At 64.1% G+C, this 25,296-nt stretch carries 21 protein-coding genes, 1 tRNA gene, 1 pseudogene and 2 riboswitches; of the genes and pseudogenes, 5 read left to right on the forward strand and 18 right to left on the reverse strand.

Translation table 11 applies throughout. The features are described 5' to 3' along the window. Positions 1 to 106: 106 nt before the first annotated feature. From ABIB78_RS20475 to ABIB78_RS20520, 10 genes are all read right to left on the reverse strand, one after another. Positions 107 to 1,525 (reverse strand): amidase, encoded by a 1,419-nt coding sequence (locus ABIB78_RS20475; protein WP_429027852.1) that lies wholly within the window; start codon positions 1,523 to 1,525, stop codon positions 107 to 109. Next, the gene (locus ABIB78_RS20480; protein ID WP_429027855.1) at positions 1,518 to 2,690 is read right to left on the reverse strand and encodes a M20 aminoacylase family protein; all 1,173 of its coding nucleotides are present in this window, start codon (positions 2,688 to 2,690) and stop codon (positions 1,518 to 1,520) included. Before ABIB78_RS20480 ends, ABIB78_RS20475 begins: the two co-directional genes overlap by 8 nt. 7 nt (positions 2,691 to 2,697) lie before the next feature. Then, complete coding sequence (locus ABIB78_RS20485) at positions 2,698 to 4,218, reverse strand: M81 family metallopeptidase (protein ID WP_429027857.1); 1,521 nt, start codon at positions 4,216 to 4,218, stop codon at positions 2,698 to 2,700. Between the two features lie 222 nt (positions 4,219 to 4,440). Then, a complete protein-coding gene (locus ABIB78_RS20490) occupies positions 4,441 to 6,105 on the reverse strand; it encodes an ABC transporter ATP-binding protein (protein ID WP_429027859.1) in 1,665 nt (554 codons plus the stop codon). Next, a complete protein-coding gene (locus ABIB78_RS20495) occupies positions 6,102 to 6,989 on the reverse strand; it encodes an ABC transporter permease (protein ID WP_429027861.1) in 888 nt (295 codons plus the stop codon). The genes ABIB78_RS20490 and ABIB78_RS20495 overlap by 4 nt, the downstream gene beginning before the upstream one ends. A 3-nt stretch (positions 6,990 to 6,992) precedes the next feature. Then, positions 6,993 to 7,997 (reverse strand): ABC transporter permease, encoded by a 1,005-nt coding sequence (locus ABIB78_RS20500; protein ID WP_429027863.1) that lies wholly within the window; start codon positions 7,995 to 7,997, stop codon positions 6,993 to 6,995. Between the two features lie 262 nt (positions 7,998 to 8,259). After that, a complete protein-coding gene (locus ABIB78_RS20505) occupies positions 8,260 to 9,558 on the reverse strand; it encodes an ArgE/DapE family deacylase (protein WP_429027866.1) in 1,299 nt (432 codons plus the stop codon). Further along, positions 9,555 to 9,752, reverse strand: coding sequence for a hypothetical protein (locus ABIB78_RS20510; RefSeq protein ID WP_429027868.1), 198 nt, complete (start codon positions 9,750 to 9,752; stop codon positions 9,555 to 9,557). Before ABIB78_RS20510 ends, ABIB78_RS20505 begins: the two co-directional genes overlap by 4 nt. Before the next feature lie 126 nt (positions 9,753 to 9,878). Beyond that, positions 9,879 to 11,186 (reverse strand): D-amino acid dehydrogenase, encoded by a 1,308-nt coding sequence (locus tag ABIB78_RS20515; RefSeq protein ID WP_429027870.1) that lies wholly within the window; start codon positions 11,184 to 11,186, stop codon positions 9,879 to 9,881. Between the two features lie 65 nt (positions 11,187 to 11,251). Then, positions 11,252 to 11,367, reverse strand: a riboswitch (glycine riboswitch). A 3-nt stretch (positions 11,368 to 11,370) separates the two neighbouring features. Beyond that, positions 11,371 to 11,477: riboswitch (glycine riboswitch) on the reverse strand. A 92-nt stretch (positions 11,478 to 11,569) separates the two neighbouring features. Next, positions 11,570 to 12,700 (reverse strand): M20/M25/M40 family metallo-hydrolase, encoded by a 1,131-nt coding sequence (locus ABIB78_RS20520; RefSeq protein WP_429027872.1) that lies wholly within the window; start codon positions 12,698 to 12,700, stop codon positions 11,570 to 11,572. A gap of 270 nt (positions 12,701 to 12,970) precedes the next feature. Between ABIB78_RS20520 and ABIB78_RS20525 the strand changes: the two genes are divergently transcribed. After that, positions 12,971 to 14,590 (forward strand): ABC transporter substrate-binding protein, encoded by a 1,620-nt coding sequence (locus tag ABIB78_RS20525; protein WP_429027873.1) that lies wholly within the window; start codon positions 12,971 to 12,973, stop codon positions 14,588 to 14,590. A gap of 273 nt (positions 14,591 to 14,863) precedes the next feature. On the opposite strand, the gene ABIB78_RS20530 is transcribed toward ABIB78_RS20525, so the two are convergent. After that, positions 14,864 to 15,202, reverse strand: a complete 339-nt coding sequence (locus ABIB78_RS20530) for a hypothetical protein (protein ID WP_429027876.1) — start codon at positions 15,200 to 15,202, stop codon at positions 14,864 to 14,866. Between the two features lie 282 nt (positions 15,203 to 15,484). Between ABIB78_RS20530 and ABIB78_RS20535 the strand changes: the two genes are divergently transcribed. Continuing rightward, positions 15,485 to 15,772 (forward strand): PilZ domain-containing protein, encoded by a 288-nt coding sequence (locus tag ABIB78_RS20535; protein ID WP_429027877.1) that lies wholly within the window; start codon positions 15,485 to 15,487, stop codon positions 15,770 to 15,772. Positions 15,773 to 15,847: 75 nt separating this feature from the next. Here ABIB78_RS20535 and ABIB78_RS20540 read toward each other — a convergent pair whose 3' ends face one another. From ABIB78_RS20540 to ABIB78_RS20555, 4 genes are all read right to left on the reverse strand, one after another. Continuing rightward, positions 15,848 to 16,432, reverse strand: coding sequence for a hypothetical protein (locus tag ABIB78_RS20540; RefSeq protein ID WP_429027880.1), 585 nt, complete (start codon positions 16,430 to 16,432; stop codon positions 15,848 to 15,850). A gap of 93 nt (positions 16,433 to 16,525) precedes the next feature. Next, the gene (locus ABIB78_RS20545) at positions 16,526 to 17,383 is read right to left on the reverse strand and encodes a hypothetical protein (protein WP_429027883.1); all 858 of its coding nucleotides are present in this window, start codon (positions 17,381 to 17,383) and stop codon (positions 16,526 to 16,528) included. Positions 17,384 to 17,476: 93 nt separating this feature from the next. After that, the gene (locus ABIB78_RS20550; RefSeq protein WP_429027886.1) at positions 17,477 to 18,991 is read right to left on the reverse strand and encodes a hypothetical protein; all 1,515 of its coding nucleotides are present in this window, start codon (positions 18,989 to 18,991) and stop codon (positions 17,477 to 17,479) included. 398 nt (positions 18,992 to 19,389) lie between these two features. Beyond that, a tRNA-Leu gene (locus ABIB78_RS20555) sits at positions 19,390 to 19,476 on the reverse strand. Positions 19,477 to 19,700: 224 nt separating this feature from the next. Here ABIB78_RS20555 and ABIB78_RS20560 point away from each other — a divergent pair. Beyond that, entirely contained in the window at positions 19,701 to 20,135 is a 435-nt protein-coding gene (locus tag ABIB78_RS20560; RefSeq protein ID WP_429027889.1) for a twin-arginine translocation pathway signal, read from the forward strand. Positions 20,136 to 20,194: 59 nt separating this feature from the next. On the opposite strand, the gene ABIB78_RS20565 is transcribed toward ABIB78_RS20560, so the two are convergent. Continuing rightward, positions 20,195 to 21,397 (reverse strand): FAD-dependent monooxygenase, encoded by a 1,203-nt coding sequence (locus ABIB78_RS20565; protein ID WP_429027890.1) that lies wholly within the window; start codon positions 21,395 to 21,397, stop codon positions 20,195 to 20,197. Positions 21,398 to 21,404: 7 nt separating this feature from the next. Further along, positions 21,405 to 21,650 carry a zinc-finger domain-containing protein gene (locus ABIB78_RS20570; protein ID WP_092115185.1) on the reverse strand — a complete coding sequence of 82 codons (246 nt, stop codon included), beginning with the start codon at positions 21,648 to 21,650 and terminating at the stop codon, positions 21,405 to 21,407. 234 nt (positions 21,651 to 21,884) lie between these two features. Between ABIB78_RS20570 and ABIB78_RS20575 the strand changes: the two genes are divergently transcribed. Both ABIB78_RS20575 and ABIB78_RS20580 read left to right on the forward strand, forming a co-directional pair. After that, a complete protein-coding gene (locus tag ABIB78_RS20575) occupies positions 21,885 to 23,018 on the forward strand; it encodes a hypothetical protein (protein ID WP_429027894.1) in 1,134 nt (377 codons plus the stop codon). Between the two features lie 71 nt (positions 23,019 to 23,089). After that, a complete protein-coding gene (locus ABIB78_RS20580; protein WP_429027895.1) occupies positions 23,090 to 23,842 on the forward strand; it encodes an alpha/beta fold hydrolase in 753 nt (250 codons plus the stop codon). Positions 23,843 to 23,869: 27 nt separating this feature from the next. Here the strand turns inward: ABIB78_RS20580 and ABIB78_RS20585 are convergent. Beyond that, positions 23,870 to 25,261 (reverse strand): annotated as a pseudogene (locus ABIB78_RS20585) (hypothetical protein); the annotation flags it as partial. Between the last annotated feature and the right edge of the window lie 35 nt (positions 25,262 to 25,296).

Genomic DNA, 25,296 nt, shown 5'->3' on the forward strand with positions numbered 1-25,296 from the left:
TATCCATTTGTCATTGCCCGGCTTGACCCGGCAATCCATCCTTTCTTTATGAAGAAGATGGATGCGCGGGTCGAGCCCGCGCATGACAATTTGGAAGGCCGAGGCGCTACTTCTTCGGCGGCATGGGCCACGGCTTCTGCGGGCCGCGCAGGGCTTCGAAAGCCTTGCCCATGCCGAGCACGCCGACGTCGTCGAAGCGGCGGCCGATGATCTGGACGCCGATCGGAAAGCCCTTCTTGTCGTAGCCGCCGTTGATCGACAGCGCGGGATTCTCCGACATATTCCACGACACGGTAAAGCAGATGTGCTCGAACGGCTTTGCGGGGTCGTTGAGTGGCGCGGCGAACTCCGCCGGGAAGTTCACGACCGGCGACACCGGCGAGATCAAATAGTCGACCTCGCAGAACAGCTTTGCGGCACCCGCTCGGATCGCCATCGTCATGTTGAAACCACGCACCACATCGACGCCGGAGAGCTTTGCGCCCGCCTCGGCCCAGTTGAGGATGTAGGGCAGGGTCTTGCCGCGATCGGCCTGCGACAATTTCGATAGCTCGTCCCAGGTCCGCGCCCGCCAGAAATTGTCGAGCCCCGCGAGCATCTCCGGGGTCAGGATGCCGTCGATCTCGGTGATGACGGCGCCGGCGGACTCGAACGCCTTCGCCGCCTTGACGACGACCTCGCGAACCTCCTTCTCGACCTTCTGGCCGGATCCGGCATCGAGCATCAGCCCGATGCGCAGCTTGCGCGGCGACTTCTCCAGCGCCTTCCAGTTCACCTCGAGTGCCGGCAGGCTCATGCCGTCGCGGCGGTCGGGGCGCGACAGCACGCTCATCATCAGCGCAGCGTCATCGACGGTGCGGGTCATCGGACCCGCCACGCGGCCGACATAGGGCGGATCGATCGGCACGCGGCCGAGGCTCGGCTTCAGGGCGACGAGGCCGCACCAGCTGGCCGGCAGCCGCACCGAGCCGCCGATATCGGTGCCGAGATGCAGCGGGCCGTAGCCGGCAGCACCGGCCGCGCCCGCGCCCGCGCTCGAGCCGCCGGGGTTCTTGCTGACATCCCAGGGATTGCGGGTGAGGGGATGGAATGACGACAGTCCCGACGACAGCATGCCGTAATCCGGCATCGTGGTCTTGGAGAAGATCACGCAGCCGGCTTCGCGCAGCCGGGCGGCAGGCGGCGCATCCTTTTCCGCCGGCGCAAGCTTGACGCTTGCCGTGCCCAGCGGCACCGGCTGTCCCTTGGTCGCGACATTGTCCTTGATGGTGACGGGAACGCCATCGAGCGTGCCGGCCGGCTCGCTCTGCTGCCAGCGCTCGGTCGCGGTCTTGGCGACCTTCCGCGCCCCGTCAGGGTCGTACAGGTACAGCGCCTTGATGTGCGGCTCCCAGGTCGCGACCTGGGAGATGATGTCCTCCAGCACCTCGGATGGCGAGAACTGCTTGGCACGATAGCCGGCGAGCAGGTCGACGGCCGACAGATCATGCAGCGATGTGATCGCGTCCTGTTTCGGTTTATGCATGCGCACCTGCCGGCATGCGTTTCTCGATGATGCGGGCGAACATGCTGGCGCCGATCGGCAGGATCTTGTCGTCGAGAACGTAACCGGGATTGTGCACGGGCACTGAACCGTCATGGCCGACCCAGAAATACGCGCCGGGAATGGCCTGCATCATGTCGGCGAAATCCTCGCTGCCCATCTTCGGCGTCGAGCGGGTGATCACCTTGGCCGGATCGACCACGGTGCGCGCGACTTCCTCGACCACGCGGGACTGCTCTTCCTGGTTCACCAGTACGCTGAAGCCGTCGCGGATCTCGACCGAGATTTCGGCGTCATATGCCGCCGCAAAGCCGGCGCAGATTTCGCGCATGCGCTTGCGGATCAGCGCACGGATCTCGTCGGAGAAGCAGCGCACCGTGCCGCACATCCAGGCTTCGCCGGGAATGACGTTGTACGCCGACCCGGAATGGATCTGCGTGATCGACAGCACCGCAGCCTGCAGCGGATCGACGTTGCGGCTGACGATCGACTGCAACGCTTGTCCGAGCGTCATTGCGATCACGACCGCGTCCTTGGAGCGCTCCGGCATCGCGCCATGCGCGCCGTAGCCCTGGATCCTGATGTCGAAGAAGTCGGCTGCGGCCATTGCAGGTCCCGGCAGGATCGCGATCTCGCCATGGTTGAGGTCGGGCGCGTTGTGCAGGCCGTAGACCTCGTCGCAGGGGAACTGCTTGAACAGGCCGTCCTTGATCATGGCGCGGGCGCCGCCGAGGCCTTCCTCGGCCGGCTGGAAGATGAAATGCACCGTGCCGTCGAAATTGCGGGTCTCGGCGAGATAGCGCGCCGAGCCGAGCAGCATCGTGGTGTGGCCGTCATGGCCGCAGCCGTGGAAGCGGCCGGGAATGGTGGAGCGCCACTTCAGATTGGTGTTCTCCTCCATCGGCAGCGCGTCCATGTCGGCGCGCAGGCCGATCTTCCTGGTGCCGCTGCCCTTGCCCTTGAGCACGCCGACCACGCCGGTGCCGCCGAGGCCGCGATGCACCTCAATGCCCCAGCTCGTGAGCTTGTCGGCGACGATGCCTGATGTGCGGACCTCCTCGAAGCCGATCTCGGGATGCGCATGCAGATCCCGTCTGATGGCGGTGAGTTCGTCGGCAAAACTGTCGATGCGCTCAATGGTCGGCATGGTCTCTCTATCCGTTTGTGCGTGATGGGGAGGCGGGTGTGAAAGCGGGGCCGTTCGGCTTGATACGGATGCCGGGGCGCAAATGTTTCCACGGCAGCGTGGCGGGATCGGCCGGCATCGGCCCAGGCGCGGCGCAGATCAAGAGCTTTTCGGCAATAGGCTCGAAATCGGCGCGGAAATGCACCGAACTCTTGTTGACCAGGATCTTCTGCGCCGTCGGTTCGATGCCGACATAGCGGTACATCGCCTGGTCCGCAAGCTGGGCCTTGTAGGAGCCGACGACGACGCGGACGTTGCCGATGCGTAGGCAAGCGGATGGTCCCATGTCCATGTCACGACCACCGTAGAAGGGGCCTGGCGCGATGAACTTGCCGTCCGAGAGCTTTTCGACGACGAAGGTCTCTCTGTATGGTGCGTCGCCCGGAATGCCCGATTTGCCGCCGAGATCGAGCGTGACGGTTGCGCCGACACCGGCCGCATGCGCCGCCTTCGCCGACTGCGGGTCGCAGATCACGCCGGTGGCGGCGCTCGCTTTGTTGCGGACCAACGCCCGCAGCATGCCTGTGGTATCGGAATTGCCGCCGGCGCCGGGATTGTCCTGGGTGTCGGCGATCACGATCGGCCTCGCCGCCGATGCCGCCAGTTCCATCGCAAGCAGCACGCCCTCGTCGGGCGAATAGATTCGGCCGTCAAAATCGTCTTCGTGGCTTTCGACAAGTGTGACAATGCGGTCGGCAGCGGCGTCGGCATCGGCTTGGCTCCGGCCATAGGCGAACACGCTCGGGCCGCAGTCCCTGATATCGGCGGCCGGGAAGCCGAACGCAAACGAAAGTGTCGGAACCGCGTCGCTCTCGAGCGCCGCAAGCTTCTGATAGATGCCTTTGGCCGGCTGGTCGTTGGTGCACTGCCAACTGATCGGGATCAGGAACGGCAGCTGCCGGAACGCCTTTGCGAGACGCTGCTTGGATTTGAGCAACAAGGCCAAATGCCGGGCGCAGGCGCGGCCGGTGCCAGCCATGTCAACATGCGGATAGGTTCGGTAGGCGATCAGCGCGTCGGCATGTTCGATCATCTCGGGCGAGACGTTCGCATGCAGATCAAGGCTCGCGACCAGCGGAATGTCCCTGCCGATTGCCTTGCGTACCCGGGCAAGGATCTCACCTTCGCCGTCGTCGTGGTGCTCGGTCACCATCGCGCCGTGCAGATCGAGATAGACTCCGTCGATCGGCCCGGCCGCGGCAATGCCGTCGACCATGTCCTTGACGATCCGCTCGAAGGCATCCCTCGTCACATGCGCCGACGGGGTTGCGCCGGCTGCAATCGTCGGGACCAGCTCCCAGCCATTGGCCTCCGCGGCCTCGACAAACCCGGCGAGGCCGGCATTGATCTTGCGCATGACCTTGAGTACCTCGGTGCCATGCGTCATCGACGGCCAACCGCCGCCATGCACGAAGTCGTCATACGTTGCCTTCGTCGGTGCGAAGGTGTTGGTCTCGTGCAGGAAGCCGCCAACGGCAATGCGGGTCATCAAGTTGGTCTCGATACGTTTCTTCGATCATGATGCGATCAGAACGGCGCGCGTCATGATCTCGTCTCGTTGGTTGGAGCGTGATCTTTCGGGAAGACCGGTGTCCACCTTCCGGGCCATGCTCCAGCGCGCGACGTTAAGCGTGTCGTCGCGCCAAGCGCAAGCCGGGGAGCACTGCCGGATTTGCATGCCCTGTGGGCGTAAAGGCTTACGGCCAAAGACCTAGGCTGTCGCCACAATGCCTTCCGAAACTGGGCGGAAGTTGGCGAAGTCCCAGCCGCGCCCGGGTGCTGCGTCGAGCAGCGCACGGGTATAGGCCTGCTGCGGATTGGTCAGCACCTCCGCCGCCGGTCCCTGTTCCACGACACGGCCACGCTGCATCACGGCGACGTCGTCGCAGATTTGCGCGGCGACCCGCAAATCATGCGTGATGAAGAGCAGCGCGATGCCCAGCCGCGTCTGGATTTCGTCAAGCAGATTCAGAACCTGCGCCTGCACCGAGACGTCGAGCGCGGACACAGCCTCGTCAGCCACCAGCACGTCGGGATCGAGCGCCAGCGCGCGTGCGATCGCAATGCGCTGGCGCTGGCCGCCGGAGAACTGGTGCGGATAGCGCGAGATCGCGTCGGGCGGCAGGTGGACGAGCTCGAGCAGCTCGCGGGCCCGCGCCAGCGCGTCCTTGCGCGGCATGCCGTAATTGATCGGGCCCTCCGCGATGCTCTCGCCGACGGTGACGCGCGGATTGAGCGAGCGGTAGGGGTCCTGGAAGATGATCTGGATCTTCTGCCGGTGCGGCTGCAACAGCCGGCGCGACAGGTCGGAGATCTCGCGGCCGGCGAGGCGCACCCCGCCCGAGGTCGGATCGATCAGCCGGACGATGCAGCGCGCCACCGTCGATTTGCCGGAACCGCTTTCGCCGACGATGCCGAGCGTGCGGCCTTTGCGCAGAGTGAGCGTGACGTTGCTGGCGGCGGCGACCTCGCGGGCTTTGCCGTAGAGCGACCGCTCCCGGTAGACCTTGCTGAGCTCGTTGGCCTCCAGCACCACCGGCTCCCTCGTCTGCGGGCGTGGCGCGCGCGGCACGAGGCTCGGCACCGCGGACAGCAGGTTGCGGGTGTACTCCATTGTCGGATTGCGCAGCACGTCCTGCAGCGGACCGGTTTCGACCAGCCGGCCATGTCGCATCACGGCGACGCGATCGGCGATCTCAGCCACCACGCCCATGTCGTGGGTGATGAACAGAACGGCGGTGCCGTGATCGCGCTGCAGGTCGCGGATCAGGGCGAGGATCTGCTTCTGGGTGGTGACGTCGAGCGCGGTGGTCGGCTCGTCCGCGATCAGCAATTTGGGTTCAAGCACCAGCGCCATCGCGATCATGATGCGCTGGCGCTGTCCGCCCGACAGGCGGTGCGGGTAGGAGGAGAAGATGCGCTCCACATCCGGCAGCCGCACATGCTCCATCATCGCCAGGATCTTCTGACGCCGGGCACGGGAGTCGAGATCGGTATGGGCGCGCAGCACCTCGTCGATCTGGCGGCCGACCGGCATCACCGGATTGAGCGCGGTCATCGGCTCCTGGAAGATCATCGCCATCCGCGTGGCGCGGAGCTGACGCAGCCGGCGGTCGCTGGCGGTCAGCAGTTCCTCGCCGACCAGTTTGGCGCTGCCGCCAGACGGCACCAGCGTGCCCTTCTGCAACAGGCCCATCACGGTGAGGGAGGTAACCGACTTGCCGGAGCCGCTTTCGCCGACGAGGCACAGCGTCTCGCCCTCGTGCACCTGCAGCGAGAGGTCGTCGATGATGCGATGCGCTTCAGCCTTGCGGCCGAGGCCGACGACGAGATTGTTGATGTCGAGGACGACGTTGGAAGAGTTGGTTGCGGTCACTTGCCCTCACGCTGCTTCATACGGGGATCGAGCGCGTCGCGCGCGGCGTCGCCGATCAGGTTGACGCTGAGAATGGCGATCGAGAGCAGCAGCCCCGGCCAGAAGATCAGCGACGGCTTGACCTGGAAGTAGGCGCGGCCCTCGGCCATGATGTTGCCCCAGGTCGGCGTTTCCGGCGAAATGCCGGCGCCGAGGAACGACAGGATCGCCTCGGTCAGGATCGCGGATGCGCAGACATAGGTGCCTTGCACGATCAGCGGCGCGATGGTGTTCGGCATCAAGTGCCGCCACATGATTTTCGGCAGGCTCGAGCCGAGCGAGATCGCGGCCTCGACATAGGGCTCCTCGCGCGCGGTCAGCACCACCGAGCGCACCAGCCGCGCCACGCGCGGGATCTCGGGGATCGTGATTGCGATCATCACGGTCCAGATGCTGGCGCCCGACAGCGAAACGACGGCGATCGCGAGCAGGATGGCGGGGATCGCCATCAAGCCGTCCATCACGCGCATCATCACCGCATCGACCCAGCGGAAGAAGCCGGCGACCAGGCCGATCAGCAGGCCGATGGCGATGGAGCAGACGGCGGCGCCGAGCCCGATCAACAGCGAGATCCGTGCGCCATAGACGACGCGCGACAGCAGGTCGCGTCCATAGGCGTCGGTACCGAGCAAAAATTGCGCGCTTGACGGCTTCAGCCGTTGCGACGGCGTCAGCAGCAGCGGATCGTGCGGCGCGAGCAGCGGCGCGAAGATCGCCATCAGGATGACGAGGGAGAGGCAGATCGTCGCAGCCGCGATGATCGGCGTTGATGTCAGGAAGCCGAGCTTGACGCGGAACGGCCGGGTGACGGGAATGGAGGATTCGGGGAGGGTTTCGATCGCCATTGCTCAGTACCGGATACGAGGATCGAGCAGGGTGTAGGCGAGGTCGATCAAGAGATTGACCGCGACATAGATACCCGACGTCAGGAGGATCATGGCCTGGATCACCGGATAGTCGCGCGCCAGCACCGCATCGACGGTGAGGCGGCCGATGCCGGGCAGGTTGAACACGCTCTCGGTGACGACGACGCCCGAGATCAGCAGCGCGAAACCGGAACCGATCACGGTGACGACCGGAACCGCGGCGTTGCGCAGCGCGTGGCGCAGCAGCACGCCGGTCTCGCCGATGCCCTTGGCGCGTGCCGTGCGCACGTAATCCTCACCCAGCACATCGAGCATCGAGGCTCGCGTCATGCGCGCGATCAGCGCGACATAGATGAAGGAGAGCGTGCAGGTCGGCAGGATGAGGCGCTGGAAGAACGGACCGAAGCTGTCCCTCAGACAGGCGGCGACCTCCAGCGTACTGAGCGATTTCGGTGGCGCTGTCGCGCAGGCCGACATGATGCTCTTGTAGCCCTGCACCGGCACCCAGCGCAGATCGATCGCAAACACCTGGATCAGCACATAGCCGATCACGAACACCGGCACCGAGAAGCCGAGCACCGAAAGCCCCATCACGAAGCGGTCGATCCAGGTGCCGTGCTTCCACGCCGCGATCACGCCGAGGGGCACCGCCACCAGGATCGAGAGGATGAGGGTGGCCAGCGCGACCGAAATCGAAGGCTCGAGGCGCGGGCCGATCATTTCGAGGATCGGCTTGTTCGAGATCAGGGAGACGCCGAGGTCGCCGTGCAGCAGTTTGGCGACCCAGGTGTAGAACTGGATGTAGATCGGCTCGTTGAGACCAAGCGAGGTGCGGATGCGCTCGAGCTGTTCCGGCGTCGCATTGTCGCCGGCGAGGATTGCGGCGGGGTCACCCGGCGTCAACCGCAGCAACAGGAACACGAACAGGGCCACCACGCCCATCACGGGAACGGCGGCGAGGATGCGTCGGAGGAGATAGCCGAGCATCGTTGCTATCTCCTGCCGTCAGATGGTGCGAAGCGAAGGCTGGGCCGCATCATACTCATGGTGTCCCCGTGATGTGTCTCATGCGCTTCTGCGTCTTGTCTCAAAGCTAGCGCGAAAGTGATGAATTTACAGGCAAATACTGTGCCAATGGCGACGTCATATCAAGGCGGGGTTCAAACCGTTGGAAGCTCCCTTGGTCTGAATCTGCTATTTCGAATTGCAGATGTCGCCATGCACCACCGAACTGAAACGACAAGTCCATTCACGCTCGCATCATGCCGCACCAGTTGGCTACGAACAGTGCGATGCTCTGCGTTGTCTTGCGAAGGCTGTCGAGCTCGACACGTTCGTTGAACGCATGTGGGCCGATACCGTAAGGACCGTAGCAAAGTGCAGGGATGCCATAGTCGACGCAATAGTAACGGGTGTCGTTGACGGCCGTAGACAGCCGCTCCTGCATTGGAGCCTGGAAGACGGAGTGATGGGCGGCAGACAGCGCTGCCTCCGCTTCGCTGCCGGGCTCGCACACCGCTGGGTCTGCCTGAAAACCACTCCACACGAGCTCGGCCGGATTGTCGGCCAGGAAGTCGTCGGCCTTGTGCGCTTCGGCCAGGCATTCCTCGATGCCACGCATCGCTTGCTGCGGTGTTTCGCCGGGCAGGAGACCGAGCCGGCAATCCAGCTCGCACCAGGCCGCGGTCGAACTGGCCCAATCGCCGCCTTTGATGATCCCGACATTGAACTTGATCGGATTCTTGACACTGCGGAACCAGCCGTTGTCGAGTGCCCGGGCATTGAGCGCCTTGGTGTAGTCCTGAAACGCGCGCACCAGATGCATCGCCGACAGGATGGCGCTCGTACCGGCCTCGGAATAGGCGACATGCACCGGCGTGCCGCGGACGCGCAGGCGAAACCAGACGGCGCCGACCTGGGCGCGCGTGAGGGTGTGTCCGGTCGGCTCGGGAATGAGGCAGGCATCGGCGCGATAGCCGCGCATCAAGGTCGAGAGTGCGCCGTTGCCGGTGCTCTCTTCCTCGGTCACGGTCTGCAGATGGACGCGCCCGCCCGGGGCATATCCGGCGTCGCCGATCGCATCGAGCGCGAAGATCATTGCCGAGACACCGGCCTTCATGTCTTGCGCCCCACGCCCGAACATCCAGCCGTCGCGCACGGCGCCCGAGAACGGCGGTTGGTCCCAAAGGTCAGCAGGCCCCTCCGGCACCACGTCGATATGACCTTGCAAGATCAGGCTGCGTCCGCTGCCTTTGCTGTTCATCGTCGCAACAACCTGCTGCGATCCGGCAAGATCGATGCCGTCCATTGGCGCAGCCTTCGGATGGCTCATCAGGTTGACGTCCGCAAGGCTGAACACATCGACGTCGTAGCGGCGCTTCGCGAATTGCTCGGCCAGCCAGAGTTGCTGTGGCGCTTCCTGTCCGCGCAGGCTGCGGAACTGCACCATGCGCGACAGGAACGCGATCTGATCGTCGAAGTTTCGATCGACGGCCGCGGACAGCTCTGCGGCAATCTGATCCGGCTTGGTCAACGTCTCGGTTGTCATGTCTCGCCTCTCATGGAGCCTTGTGCGTGAGCCTGAGCGTTGACCGTTTCGGAAAGGTCGCGCATCGAGTTGGTGCGCGTGCCGGTGGCGAGGTTACGTATCGGTCCGCCGAAGAGATCGCCGCCGGCACACGTGCCGTCCGGAATCCCGCGCCGGACCGCAATGTCATGCGTGCCCGCTACCCCAATGCGCATTGTCCCCTCCCGCGCTGAAGCGCTTTTCCCCATTGTGACGCTAGTCCCTGTCACGCGGCGTTTCTCAGCGAATTCCGACTTGGCCACACGCAAGTACGCTCATATTCTTCCTCTTCGACCGGATAATTAGGGGAAAGCTGCGCGGGCGGTCTCGATCGCATCGACCTGCGACGGCGCCATCGGTGGCGCATCGAGGTCGCGCCAATCGTCGATCGCCCCTGCGACCATCTGCGCCGTCGCAGCTGACAGCGTCCAGCCGAGATGACCATGGCCCGTATTGTAGAACACGCCCGGAATCCGTCCGGCGCGAACCACCGGCATCATGTTCGGCATCATCGGGCGCAGGCCCGCCCAGGGCACGACTTTCGACGTATCGATCCCGGGGAAATGCTGTCGCACCCAGTCCACCAGCGGCTGGATGCGGTCGGCGCGAATGTCGCGGTTGAAGCCGTTGAACTCGGCCGTGCCGGCGACGCGGAAGCGGTCGGCGCCAAGCCGGCTGGTGACGATCTTCGCGGCTTCGTCGAGCAGGCTGACGGTCGGCGCGGCGTCCCGGCTTTGCGGAGCATCGAGCTGCACCGTGATCGAATAACCCTTCACCGGATAGACGTTGACGCGATCGTTGAGCAGGCCGGCGAAATGGCGGCTCGCCACGCCGGCGCAAATCACGATGCCATCCGCCTGCAACTCATGTCGCGTCGCGACTCCGGCATCATGCGAAGCTGCGTCGTTCCAGCCGATGCGGAAGCCCTCATCGCCGCGCGCGATCGTATCGACATCAGCCTCATGGACGAAGCTCGCGCCGCGGCGGACGCAGGCGTCGGCGAGCCCGCGGGTGAACTTATGGATATCGCCGGTCGCGTCCGACGGCGTGAAGAACCCGCCATAGCAGGCGGTCTGCAGCGCGGGTTCGATGCTGCGGATTTCGTCCGGGGTCACCGGACGGCGGTCGAGCCCGCCTTGCTGGAGCAGCGTGTTGACACGCAGGCCGGCATCGAAACCGGCCTTGTCGTGATAGACGTGCAGGATGCCGCGGCGTTCGAGATCGAAGGCGATATTCTCGCGCTGTGCGATCGAGAACAGATGCTTGCGCGCTTCGATTGCGAGCCGCGTGGTCTCGATGGTGTTGCTGCGATAGCGGCCGATGTGGCCGACGAACTCGCCGATCCAGGAATATTTGTGCCAGCTCGGCTTCGGATTCATCAGCAGCGGCGCATCGCTCCTGAGCATCCAGCGCAGCCCCTTGAGGATGGTTGCCGCGCTGTTCCACACCTCCGCGTTGCTGGCGGAAAGCTGTCCGCCGTTGGCGAACGAGGTCTCCATCGCGGCGTAGCGATGCCGGTCGAGCACAGTCACCCGATAGCCGCGTTCGAGCAGGGCATAGGCCGTCGTCACGCCGGTGATGCCGGCGCCAATGATCGCAATGTGAGGCATGATGGTCTTCAGGCTCCCGTGGGTTAGAGTCGCCGAACCGCCGGTGAAACCGGCATCGGCGCCCCATCTGTCACGGTACCTGAGAGCTTGATCCGCATCGGGCCTGGGCCCAAAAGCGGACTATCCCCTTCGGTGGACGTCACGGCCCTTGATGTGCGGCCGTGTCCGTCTCTCTCCAGATCGTCCTGACGATACAGTCCTTTTGCCTGAGAGTTTCCGGGGCGGTTGCTCCGTCGGCGCCGAAGCCAACAACACGAATGTTGTCGCTTCGATCTCTCCCGCATCGTCGCGTTGGACGGCCGGACCGTAGGCGAAGCCTCAAAAATGGACAAGGCTAAATTTCGACCCGGCAGTGCCAACGTGTTGTGCAGTGCAAATCGATGTCAGTCCAGCGTCGCCAGCAGCGCCGCCATCAGGCGGCCGCGCTCGGCGAGGCTGTTGACTTCGATATGTTCGTTGAGCGTATGCGCATCGGCGCCGCGAACGCCGAGGCCATCGAGCGTGGGGATGCCCATCGCACCGGTGAAGTTGCCGTCCGATCCGCCGCCGGCGCTGCCGTGCGGCAGATCAAGGCCCATCGCCGCCGCGAGGCCTTTTGCCTTTTCATAGAGCGCCATGGTGCCGGCATCCGGCTCCCACACCGGGCGGGTGACGCCGCGCGTCACCTTGAATGTCACGTCGTTGGCGGTACCCGACAGTGCCAGCATCCGCTCGACGCCGCGGTCGAGATCGGCCTGGCGCTTGGCCATGCTGAGCGCTTCGCCGGTGCAGGTGGTTGCGACGCAATTGACCCATTGGCCGCCATGCACGATGCCGACCGAGAAGGTGCAGTCTTCGGTGGTCATGCCGTCGATGGCAATGATCTGCCGGGCCATTTCGCGGATCGCGGAACGGCCGGAGGACAGCGTCGCGCCGGCATGGCTCGGCTTGCCGGTTGCTTCCAGATTGAAGCGCGCGATCGCATAGCGGCCGGTGACGACGCCGTTGTTCGGCCGGCCGGGCTCCGGCACCAGCACGTATTTGTTGCGCGCGGCTTCCGCTTCGATGATGTCGCGCGTCGAGGGCGTGCCGACCTCTTCATCGGGCGTGAACAGCACGGTGATCGGCAGCGGCGTCGTAAAGGAGGCGCGCGCCAATTGCCTGATCGCCTCGATCGACAGATAGTTGCCGCCCTTCATGTCGAAGATGCCGGGCCCGAAGCACTTGTTGCCTTCGCGCCGCCACGTCAGCTTCTCGATGGTGCCGACCGGGTGCACGGTGTCCAGATGGCCTGATATCAGGATGCCGGGCTGGCCTTGTTTCGGATGGGGGAAACGGGCGCGGACGCAGCCGGCAAAGCCCTGGCGTCCGGCGATGCGTTCGATCGTCGCACCCATGACCGCCATCTCGCGTGCGGCGAGGTCGAGCATGCGCTCGACCGCGGCCGCATCCCATGTCGGGCTCTCGCATTCCACCCAGCCGCGCAGGCCCTGCAGCATCGCTTCGGAATCAAAAGGAAGATTGGCGGGGTTCATGTCTTTTCTCGCTTGTTGTCTTGTTTGCGCCGGTACGTGTTCGCGTAGCATACGAAAAGCTCGGGCGACGATTTTGTAAAGTCAAATGCGCCGAACGTGTCGTTCATTCATTCGTATACGTTCGATCCCGCCCGAAACCGATTGACGCGCATTGCGCTTGATGCAAGTCTCGATTTCACAAGCCATACAGCATGTTAGTTCGCCTAAATAACGAACCGCATGCATAACGAATAAGCCGGCTTTGACCAGTTACACGTCAGGAGAGATTGCATGTTCCCTATCTCGCGTTGGAAGCACCGCACGCTAGCGGCTGCGTTGACGGCGCTCGCGTTGTCGTTCGCTCCGCAGGTATTGTCGTTCGCAGCGCAGGCCATCGCCGCGGACAAGACCATCACCGCGGTGATGCATTCGGATCTGCGCGTCATCGATCCGATCCTGACCACGGCCTACATCACGCGAGACCACGGCTACATGGTCTACGACACGCTGGTGGCGACCGACTCCAACTTCAAGATCCAGCCGCAGATGGCGGACTGGAAGGTGTCCGACGACAAGCTCACTTACACGTTCACGCTGCGCGACGGCCTGAAGTGGCATGACGGCGCGCCCGTCACCGCTGAAGATTGCGTCGCTTCGCTGAAGCGCTGGGCCAAGGTCGACGGCATGGGCCAGAAGCTGATGGACTTCACTGCGAGCATCGAAGCCACCGACGCGAAGACCATCACGCTGAAGCTGAAGGAGCCCTACAGCCTGGTCCTGGAGTCGATCGGCAAGCCGTCGTCGCGCGTCGCCTTCATGATGCCGAAGCGGTTGGCCGAAACGCCGCCGGACAAGCCGATTCCGGAGCAGATCGGCTCCGGCCCGTTCAAGTTCGTGCAAGCTGAATTCCAGCCGGGCGTGAAGGCGGTCTATGTCAAGAACAAGGATTACGTGCCGCGCAAGGAGCCGGCAAGCTGGACCGCGGGCGGCAAGGTGGTGAAGGTCGATCGCGTCGAGTGGGTCACGATGGCGGACGCCCAGACCGCGCTGAATGCGCTGCAATCCGGCGATATCGATTTCCTGGAGAATCCGTCGCTCGACACGTTGTCGGTCCTCGAAGCCGACAAGGACCTCAAGATCGAGACGCTGAACAAGGCCGGATTCCAGACGCTGGGCCGCATGAACTTCCTCTATCCGCCGTTCGACAACGTCAAGGTCCGCCGGGCGGCGCTGCTGGCGGTCAACCAGAAACAGGTGCTCGACGCGCTGGTTGGCAATCCCAAATACTACAAGACCTGCGTTGCCTTCTTCATCTGCGACACGCCTTTCGCGACCGAGGTCGGCGGCGAGACGGTGTTGAAGGGGGGCGACATGGCGGCGGCCAAGAAGGCGCTTGCCGAGTCGGGCTATGATGGTACGCCGATCGTCATCATGGCGCCCGGCGACGTCACCACGCTCAAGGCGCAGCCGATTGTTGTCGCCCAGCAGCTGCGCGACGCCGGCTTCAAGGTCGACCTGCAGGCGACCGATTGGCAGACCGTCGTGACCCGTCGTGCCAGCCAGAAGCCGCCGAAAGACGGCGGCTGGAACATGTTCTTCACCAACTGGGTGAGCGCCGACGTCTCCAACCCGATCGCCAACCTCTCGATTGGCGGCCAGGGCAAGAATGGCGGTTGGTTCGGCTGGGCCGAGGATGCCAAGATCGAACAGCTGAAGGATGCCTTCGTTCGTGCGCCGTCGCTCGATGAACAGAAGAAAATCGCGGCCGAGATCCAGAAGGAAGCCTACGACCAGGTCATCTACATCCCCCTCGGGCAGTATCAGGGGCCGAGCGCCTGGCGGAAATCGCTGACTGGTGTCCTCGACGGCCCGGCGACGCCGATCTTCTGGAACATCGACAAGTCCGAGTGAGCCTCGGTCCGACGCAAGCAAATGGCCGGGACCTGTCCCGGCCATTTTTCTTTTCGCTGTCGCTTTTCAGGTGTGACTGTCGCGGAGCTGTTCGAGTCCGCCGTGAAGAGGCGGCCCATTGTATGGCGCGCCCTGGGGCGGCGAGGGGCGGTCCTTGCGCTGATCGCGTTGGTCGGTCGCGCGCTGCGCGGTTGGATGGTCGTTCGGCATCGTCATGCTCCAATTGCGGCATGACAACAATGATGCAGCGCACTGGTTACGAATCGTCGGCTGCTATTCTGCCGGGCCTGGTTTCACGGTGCTCGTGCTAGACAGGCTCGTGAGCTGCGTCTGCCCGACGCTGCCGCCGTTCATCCAGACCACCGCTCCGGCCGCAAGCGCCAGCAATCCGTACAGCATGATCGCGCCGCGAATCCATCGCCGGTAGATCGCGCGCTCGTCGGGCGTTGCGTCACGGAATTTCTGTACGTTGAGCCCATTGCTGCAATGAGCCGCGTCGTCGCCGTGCTCGAGAGGGGAGGCGCCATGATCGCGCGCCTTGTCGCCTGCAATCCGATCGCAATTTGCTATCCGATTGCTGTTCGCAATCCGATTGCTGTCAGCAATCACCATCGCCGATCTCCGACCAAAATTGATTTCAAAATGCGACGGCCGCGAAATCTGCGGCCGGAATTTCCAATGCAGCAAGGCTACACCATGCCGCGATCGCGGCATGTGAACCCGGCCACAGCCGGAAAACACGATGAGGTGATGCGGGCATCGTGATACCGCACGTGCTGGCCCAGGTCGCGGGCGGCGCGCTGGCATACCAATCCGATGGGAAGTATTTTAAGGTCCCCGTTAGTATTGCGTCGTATGCTGGCCGCCAGTTTGTGTCCCTAACCCGACCGGTTCATGGCCGACGACCATCCCAGGCCCGCATCAGCCAACACGCAGCAGCCAATGCCGACCGACCAGCGGCGTGCCGGCTCCCGTCGCCGCGTGCTCAAGTCGGGCGCGATCGAGTTCGGCAATGAAGCGATCCCCTGCACGGTGCGAAACCTCTCGCCTCAGGGTGCCTGCATCGAAGTCAACTCGCCGCTGTGGTATCCCGACAGCTTCGTCCTCACCGTCGACGGCCAGCGGCACGCGTGCCAGGTGATCTGGAAGAAGGAGCGGCGGATCGGACTGGGGTTCGCGTGAGGCGTGTCGGCGAGCATCGCGGCATGGTTCGGAACGCGCGGCCTCACGTCCACAAGCTCATCGCCCGGCCGGCTGCTATGCGGTGGCGAACCTCCAGCACATGTAGAAGTCCTGCACGGTCGAGTTTTGCTTGGTCTCCCCCCTTGTGGAGGACCCAGGGTAGATCGTGTAGTCCGGCAGCTTTGCGGGCGTGGTGAACAGCCCCAGCGAAAGCCGGGTCGCGTTCTTGTAATCGCCGACGAGGTTTTTTTGCGCCAGTTGCGCGACGTCGTCGTTGAGGCCCTTCACGAAGTTATCGATGTTGTTGAACGACTCGCATTTGAGCTCCACAATGATTCGCTGGTGACCGGACTTGCTGTTGTTGATGACGAAGTCCGGACGATCCCTGCCGGCGTAGACCGACGTCATCTCGCGTTCGACTTCATAGGTGCTGTTCTGAAACAGCAGCATGATCGCAAGATCGCACTGCGCCCAACCCTCCCATCCGCCTTTTGTGGTCCAGCAGGTATTGAGTTCGCGTGTCTTGCTGGCCCGCCAGGCCTTCACCAATCCGATAAACTGGTCCGCCGACAGCTGCTCCGCCCGGGCGTAACCCGACACCAGGCTGGCGCCAACGGCGGCGGACCCGATCACGATATTCCTTCGCGTGAGATGATGCATGGCGATCTTCCTTCGATGATGGATTGAGCTTCTTCGCCGCCGCGCACGGTGCGCCGGAGTCATTGTGTGTCCGACGTGCGAACGCGGCCTGGCTCAGGGTGTCACCGTGCAGTGGCTGCTCTTCTTGTTGTCCTTGGCCCACGTGGTCTTGGCACCCTTGCTGTGGGGCTGCCAATCGACCTTGATGTCGTAGACGCAGGCGCAAGAGTCGTTGCTGTCGGTTCCTATGATGTAGGACAGGTATCGATAGGCCCAGGTCGCGTGCTCGGTGTGATCGTCTTTGCGTTGATCGGTGTTGTCCCACCATTTGGTGCTGCCGGCGTCTTGCTGGATCAGAGAATCGGTGGCTTTTGGATCGGTGTAGCTGTCGGCGCCGAACAGATCCTGCTTGCCTGACGTTTCTCCGAGCTCGGGAACGAGGCGACGCTGGTCATGGACGATCGCTGCATTCACCCCGCCGATTGACACGTCGTGGTCAGGGGTACCATGGACCTTAGGACGGCTCACCTGGTCGCCCGTGATCGTAAGCTGCAGGGCGTGCCCGCTCTTGCATTGGCTCGGAGTACCCGTCAGTTGCGCATCGACTAGGAATCCCGTTCGTTGCATGATCTTGGGTTGGTTTGAGACGGAGTTCACCCCGATCGGGCAGTCGTAGCGAAAGCTGTATTTTCCACATTGATGGTTCGGACCGGGGATCTTCTTGCATTCAGGGAAGCCGTTATCCGGATCCGTGACATTGATATCCGCATTCGAACAGATGCTCATCGTCTGGCCGTCGGTGTGGCTGACGGTGATGCCCGTGCAGCCGCACGCCGCCTGTGCATGGTGTGGCACGGTCAGGGCCGATAGCAGGAGCAGCATGGTCGGAATTGACGTATGGGCGCACAAGGTTTTCCCTCGCACCAATACATGACGAGGTGTTGCGGCTGAAAGCTGTCGGTCCTTGGACACGAGCGATCTCCTTTGCGATGACAATGAACGGTACCGCCGGCTGGCGCTCCGGCCGGCGGCGGCCGGAGCGCAGGCGCGGCTTTCATGACGAGATCAGTAGAGGACCGCAGTCAGCGAACCGCTGTTGTCGGAGTAGTTGGTATCGATGGCCTTGACGATGACCCGCACGATCTTTCCGTCTTTCGGGTCGGGCAGCGCGATCGGCCCGAGGTAGCGTTGCACAGGACCGTCGTCGATCTGGACCGCGACCCAGACATTGGGATCGTCCTTCGAGATGCCGTTGACGAAGCAGCTGTCTCCTCCGAAGCAGTAGATGCCGGAGACCGCCAAATGGCGCTTGGGGTGATCGACGTTCCAGCCGGCCTGATTGCCGAAGACGCCCACATCGTTGGTCAGAACGTCGTACACAGCTGGTGCAACAAACTGTGACAGCGATGTTGGAATCCTGCAGGACGCCGGCGTCTTGGCGCAGGTCGCGAGCAGCGCGTTGCCTTGATCGAACTCGCTTGCGAGGCGCTGGCGATCGGCACTGTGGACGTCGCCGATTCCGTAGTGTGTGAGCGTGGGCTGGCGGCCGTCGATCAGGTGGATGTACTGATCCCGCTGCCCTTGCGCGGTGCGCAGGCTGTCGACCTGCGCCTTGAGGTCATCATAGTCCGCGGTGGTGATGCCGAGCTTGCTGTATTTGTCGGTCTGGAATCCGATCAGGGCGGCATTGTCCGGCTTCAGGGTGCTGTTGAATTTCAGCGAGTATTCCATGATCGCGTCCACCGTGTTGGCGGTCGGCCCGCCGCTGCCGCCGACCTGGGTCGACTCCATGGCAAGACCCATCTGGCTGCGGAAAGCGGACGCCTTCTTGGAGAAATCGGCGTCGGCCGAGAAGCCCATGCCGCTTGCGGAGAACGCGGCCTCGAACGACGATTTGTCGGTCTCGTCCTTCGCCGTATAGGTCAGGAGCGCGACGAATTCTCCACCGATCTCGGCCCCGCTGACATAGCTGTCGCCGCAGCCCTGGAAGAACTTGGCCTGCGCGGCCTTCACGGCCTCCGGGCTCAGGGTTTCATCCGCCAGCGCCGTGGCCACCGGCGTGGTCACCTTCGCCTGGTGCAGCAGAATCTTCCGCGACGACACCGACTTGACTTTCACCAGCAGGAACTCATGGTTGCTGTTGCTCTCGTGCTCGGACGTGTATTTGGCGCTGGCTTTTGCGGTCCAGCCCGCAATCGATCCCGAGACCGAAGCCTCGGCGCTCATCTCGTCTTTGAGTTGCTCGGAGCTCTTGATGAGATTGAGGTAGTAGGTCGGACTGAAGCCGGTCGGCGCTTGCGCACTGATCCAGCCGGTCACGCAGTCGCTGACCTTTTGGCGCGACAGGCTATTGTATCCCTGTCCCAGCACGTCGCGGATTTCATCGAGCGATCCGTCCTGGTCGGTGGCGCCGTCCGGAAGGTTAGCCCAGCCGGCGGGGCCGCGCTTGGTTGCGGGATTGTGCGGTTTCTCCAGCGGAGCTTCGATCGGGAATTTGAGGCTGGTCGCCCGGGCGGAAAACACCGGGCTGGCCGCGATCAGCGCGATCGCGGCGCTGGCGAGCAGGCGCGAGAAGGGCATCTCTCTGTCTCCATGGTGCAACGCCCCGCGAGGCGTTGGGGAAGTGTTTTGAAATACAATCTAGGATTGTGTATCGTCGCAAAAAAATAGCGGCGCCGCACCGGGGACCGTCGTCGTAATCCATCGCTGCGGGCCGTGTGAAGAATATGCCAGCCGTGATCGTTCAAGTGTGAATTTTTGCACAATCAACCTAAAATAGTGCAGGGCATTTCGTGCGCGGGCAGCTGCGTGGCGTCGCTTTGCCGCGTGCGGTTACCCACCGCAGTCGCCGTTCGCGGCGTCCTGTTTGGGACATCCTTCGCGGCGCGATGTGGCTTGCCGAGCCGTAGCTCGCGGACAAGCGCACCGTCCCCGCCTTTGCTCCGGTGCGGCGCTTCGTTCGCTTCGCGAGCGAAGGCTGGTGCGGGCGGTGGGACTCGAACCCACACGACGTTGCCATCGAGGGATTTTAAGTCCCTTGCGTCTACCAGTTCCGCCACGTCCGCGTTGCGCCAGGCGCGCCGATATCTAGCGCGTTTGGGCGCAGAGTGGAATTGTCATTATCCGGTGCTAACGGGCGAGCTTTCAAAGGCTTACGCTCCGGCCCGCAATTCCAATTGCTTCGGCAGCCGAGCGTTGGGATAAGCGGCCCGCCGCCGCGATTGAGCCTCAATCCGGACACCGGTGGCTGCTTTAGGCAATCTCAACACTGTCGGACTAAGAAAGCTGAATGTCTGTTCGTTTTCCACGCCGCTCAAATCTGTTGCGCGCGGCAACCGTCGTTGCGCTGCTCGCCTCGGCCGCGGGCGTTTCCGGTTGCGCACAGATCGGCGACAGCGTGCCATCGGCGTTCGCCGATCCCGCCAAATACGACCTGTATGATTGCAAGCAGCTCGAGACCGAGCGCACGAGCCTCAAGACCCGCGCGGCGGATCAGGAAAAGTTGATGGCCAAGGCGGAGACCGGCGTCGGCGGTACCGTGGTCTCCGAGATGGTCTATCGCAACGAGCTGATCGCGATCCACTCCCAGCAGAAGCTTGCGGATGAGGCCTGGCGCAAAAGCAAGTGCCATGAAAGCCCGCCGGATACCCCCGCGGCCGCTGCACCCGCAGCCCCCACGCCGGCGCCGAAGGGCCCGCGGGCGCCACGGGGCCTCGTCCACTAAGTCAGCATTTCCGGACCAACCGGTTGTCGTTCGCGCGTAAGGCGCGCTCGGCTGATATCTCAGGCGCGCCAGTCGTAGATCCAGTCCTGCCGCGCCAGCATGCGCTGCGGGCCGATCGCGCGGATCGCAAGATCGCGCGCGATCGCCGCAGGTCCGCTCAAATGATAGATGCGGCCCTGTTGCCGCGCCATGCGCTGCACCTTCAGCACGCGCGTGCGCCGCATCTTCGCGTAGCGCTTCAGCGCGGCGGGAATGCCCGCGGTGTTTTCACCGGTGCTGTCGCTCAATGCCTTGGCAAGCACGGCCGCATCCTCGATCGCCATGCCGGCGCCTTGCGCGGCAAACGGCAACATCGCATGCGCGGCGTCGCCGAGCAGCGTCACCGCGCCTTCGCTCCAGCGGCCGATGTCGGGCAGGGTGAACAGCGCCCATTTGCGCCAGCCGTCGACCGCGCCGATCAGCATCCGCGCCGTGGTGGGCCAGCGCGCGGTGGCGAACGCGCCCTTGATCTCGTTGATGTCGCCGGGCGCGCTCCAGCCCGGCCGGTTCCAGGTGCCGGATACGATCGCGACCACATTGATCTGGCGTCCGGCCGAGATCGGATAGGCCACGAGATGTGCGTCCGGTCCCATCCAGAGCTGCACGCGCGGTGCGGTGTATTCACGCGGCAGGGCTGTTGCGTCCAGCGTGCCGCGCCAGGCAATCAGGCCGGAGAATTGTGGCTGCACATCCGGAAACAAATGCCCGCGCACCGACGACCAGATGCCATCGGCGCCGATCAGCGCAACGGCCAATTCCTGCTGCCGTGCGTTGCCGCGGCGCTGCACCACCGTCAGGCCCTTGGCGTGCTTGGTGACATCCTCGAACTGGCAGCCGAGCCGCAGATCGATATCGGGATGGTCGTTGACGGCGGCCTGCAGCGCGGCCTGCAAATCGGCGCGGTGGATCACCCAATAGGGTGCGCCGGCGCGGAATTCGGCCGCCTGGCCAAGCGGCATCCGTGCGATCTCGCCACCGGCCCGCGCGCTCAGGATGTTGACGGATTCCGGCGTGACCGCGCGCCGCGCAAGCGGTTCCTTGAGCCCGAGGTCGACCAGGATGCGGCTGGCATTGGGAGAGAGCTGGATGCCGGCGCCGGCTTCCTCGAGCCGCTCGGCTTTCTCCAGCACGACGACGCGAAAGCCTTGTGCCGCCAAAGTCAGCGACGCCGTCAGTCCTCCGATCCCGGCGCCTGCAACGATGACGGTTCGCGTCAGCGCCACGGAGCGGTCAGGCGACCTTGTCTTTCAGCACGCATTCCGGCGGCCGCGCTTCGCCGGCAGCGAGGTCGGAGGCGAAGCGATAGAGCGTCGAGCAGTACGGGCAGATGATCTCGCTGTCGTTGCCGAGGTCGAGGAACACGTGCGGATGGTCGAACGGCGGGTTGGCGCCGACGCACATGAACTCCTGCGATCCGATTTCGATTACCGAGACACCGGCATCGTTATGGAAGTGCGGAACGACGTGGTCGGACATATTCTCACCTTGGTGGCAACGACGGGCAGACGCAACAACAGCATGCGGCATCGCGAAATGCCGCGCACCATACTGGCGGGAACAGTTGATTCCTAGAGCCCCGATGGCTCATTTGCTCATGCAAATTCGACACAATCTTGTCGTCCCAGAGAAGCCCTCCTTTGGTCGGAGCCGTTGTGTCGCAAAAACGGCACACTATTTCCAAGGCGAATAAAACTGGAGGTTTTTAGCGGAATGAACGGGGTGCGCCTGAGCGTTGCGGTAGCTGGCCTGGCAGTAAGTGCTGCCATGGGCGCGGCTATTTGGCCACACGCCCGCGACGCCGGCACGGTGCTGTCAGCGCGGGACGATCCCGCCGCGCTCGCCGATATGAGGCTCAGTTCCGTGCTGCGCAACAACCCGGCGTTGATATCGGACAATATCGAGGCGGCACTCGCCTCCGGAGATGCCGATCTTGCGACCAGCTTTGTCGCGCTCGCAAGCGAGAAGAACATCGCGCTCAGTGATGAACTCACAAAGCGTGTCGACGACGCGCGCGCCGAGCAGTCGTCCACCGCTCATTTCGCCAAGGGGTTTGCCACCGGCCTCGTGACCGGCAATGCCGACGATGTCGCAAGCCTGTCCGGCACGGTCGCCGGCGACCTGTTCGTGTTCGGTGACGTCAGGGACGTCGTGCGCGAGGGCAAGCATTTCGTGATGGGTGAGGACACCGACCAGCTGGTGCTTGGCCTTGCGGCCGCCGGGCTCGCCGTGGCCGCGGCCACCTATGTGTCGGTCGGCGGCGCCGCGCCGCTGCGCGCCGGACTGACGCTGGTCAAGGATACGCGCAAGGCCGGACGGCTGAGTGAGGGCATGATCGAATGGGCCGGGCGCTCGACCCGCGAGGTGGTCGATCAGCCGGCGCTGCGCGAGGCGGTCGCGTCCGGCTCCGTGCTGCGGCCGGCGGAAACCGCAACCGCGATCCGCGCGGCATTCCGCGCCGAGAAGGCCGGCGCGCTGGTGCGCGTCGCCAAGGACGTCGGGCGCATCGGCGAGGCGGCCGGGGTTCGTGCCGCGCGGGACACGCTCAAGGTCGCGGAGAACCCGCGGGAGATCGCGCGCGCGGCCCGCATCGCGGACGTGAAGGGCGGCCAGACCCGCGCGATCATCAAGCTGCTCGGCCGCGGTGCGCTGCTGCTGGCGGCCGGCACGTTCAATCTCACCATGTGGCTGTTCGGCGCGCTGCTCGCGCTGTTCGGCTTCCTGTCGTCGATCAAGGCCACCACCGAACGAACCACAGCGTGGTGGCTCAGACGAAGCAAGGCGCTGCGCCTGAAGCGGCAGACGACCGCGCAGGCCGCGCTGGCGAGTATGCCCGCCCAGGGCTAAGGTTGCGGTCGCCGGTCGATCGCCAATCCCCAATCCCGAGTCGCAAGTCGCAAGAAAAAACGGAATCGATGATGCCGAGTTTCCATCACGGCGATGTTGAAATTGCCTATATCGACGAAGGCGCGGGCGAGCCGATCGTGCTCGTGCACGGCTTTGCCTCAAGCAAGAACGTCAACTGGATCTATCCGACCTGGGTGTCGGAGCTCGTCAAGGCCGGCCGGCGCGTCATCGCGCTCGACAATCGCGGCCACGGTGAATCCGCCAAGCCCTACGACGCCGCGCAGTACGAGATTGCGACCATGGCAAGCGACGTGATCGCGCTGATGGATCATCTCGGAATCGCGCGCGCCGACATCATGGGGTATTCGCTGGGTTCGCGGATGACGGCGATCCTGGCGCATGAAAATTCCGATCGGGTGCGTTCGGCGATCCTCGGCGGCATCGGCATCGGGCTGATCGAGGGCGGTGGACCCGGCGAGGCCGTCGCGCTGGCGCTGGAGGCGCCGTCGCTCGACGATGTCACCGATCCGGTCGGCCGCACCTTCCGCGCCTTTGCCGATCAGACCCGCTCCGACCGCCGCGCGCTCGCCGCCTGCCTGCGCGGCTCGCGCCGCCTGATGACGCGCGAGGAGGCCGCCGGCATCCGCGTGCCTGTTCTGATCGCGGTCGGCAGCAAGGACGAGATCGCGGGCTCGGCGTCAGCGCTCGGCCGGATCATTCCGGGTTCGCGGGTGCTCGACATTCCGAACCGCGACCACATGCGGGCGGTCGGCGACAAGGTCTACAAAACCGGCGTCATCGACTTCCTGTCGCGTCGAAAATAGCTCGTCGGATTCGTTCTCGGCATCGTCGTCGGCATCGTCTTTGGCGAAGGCGCGCGCGGCCGCGATCAGCACCACGAAGGTCGCGACCCACACAATGCGCGCGCCGTAGCGGTCGTGCGGCCCCGAGATCACGCCACAGATGACGGCATTGCCGAGCAAAGCGAGCATGACCGTGCCCGCCAGCAGCGTCAGATCGTCAAGGCGCCGCTGCCATAGCCCGCGGCCGAACAGGATCACGACCAGAAGCATCGAGGCCAGTGCGACCGGCACGTGAATACGGTTGATCGCGGTGAAGTCGAGGTGCCCGCGCTGCTGCCGCGCGGCGCGCATCGGCGCGATCTGTTTGGGAATATAGCGCTCGATGATGCCGTAGGTATGCGGGATCCAGCCATTGCTGCCTTCACCGGTCGCGACATGCATCAGCTGGTCGGCGGTTGCGGTCAGCGCCGCCTTGGCCTGCCATCCCGGATATTCGGCCAGCGAACGCTGCGCGATGTAACCCATCTCGTCATTCAGTCCCTGGAAGCGGCCGAGCGTGTCGAACATGCTGTGGCCCCACAGGAAGTCGTCGGCGGTCGGCGGCAACTCGTTGCGATAGGGGCAGAGCTTCAACTTCTGCTTCGCGCAGTGGTCGCGCAGATATTGCGTGACGATGCCATCCTGCAGCATGCGGCCGAAGGCGACGCCGACGCCACCGGGTGTCCAGGCGAGCTGTCCGGACAGCGCGAAATTTGCAGCCAGCAGCATCGCAGCCCCCGCGACGATGGTCAGGCTGCCCTGCACCAGGCCGGCGACCGGGATGCGCCGGCCGAGCCACGGACGCAGCAGCCAGCCTACACAGCACAGGCCAAGCAGCACCGCGAGCGTCGCGCTGTGCGTTGCGGCCGAAAACGCGATGAACCCGAACAGCACCGCCTTCTCCAGCGTCGAAATCCTATCGCCGTGCAGGACGAGGATCACGAGTGCGAGCACCGAAAGGCCGGCAAAGATGTCGGTCAGCAGCATGCTCGCGAGCCAAGGCAGCGCGGTGGTCGCGATCAGTGCGAGGCTGATCGCAATCAGGCGGACCGGGCGGGCGAGGTCGAGCACGCGCAGCGTCAGCTGCAGGATCCACAGCGTCGCCAGGGTCTGGATGCCGAGGTTGAGCCAGAAGCCCGAGGTCTCGCCGAGATGGAGGTAGATGCCGAACACCGTGGACCGGCTCGGCACCAGATAACCCTCATACCAGCGCGCCAGATAGCCGCCGGTATCCCATTGGAGCAGCGGATAGCCGTTCCAGAAGGCAGGGGCGAGCAGGAGGAGGGGGATGGCAATGGTGGCGATCCAGACCGACCGTGCGTCGGTCCGGCGGGCGCCTAAACTCCGGGTATTGATGATGTTTCCCCCATTTATTGGGGCTGACCATGCCCAAAACCACACGGGGGACGAAATCCGCCAATAGTTGCAGAAGCACG

This window comes from Bradyrhizobium sp. I1.14.4, from assembly GCF_050435825.1.
Classification (GTDB): domain Bacteria; phylum Pseudomonadota; class Alphaproteobacteria; order Rhizobiales; family Xanthobacteraceae; genus Bradyrhizobium.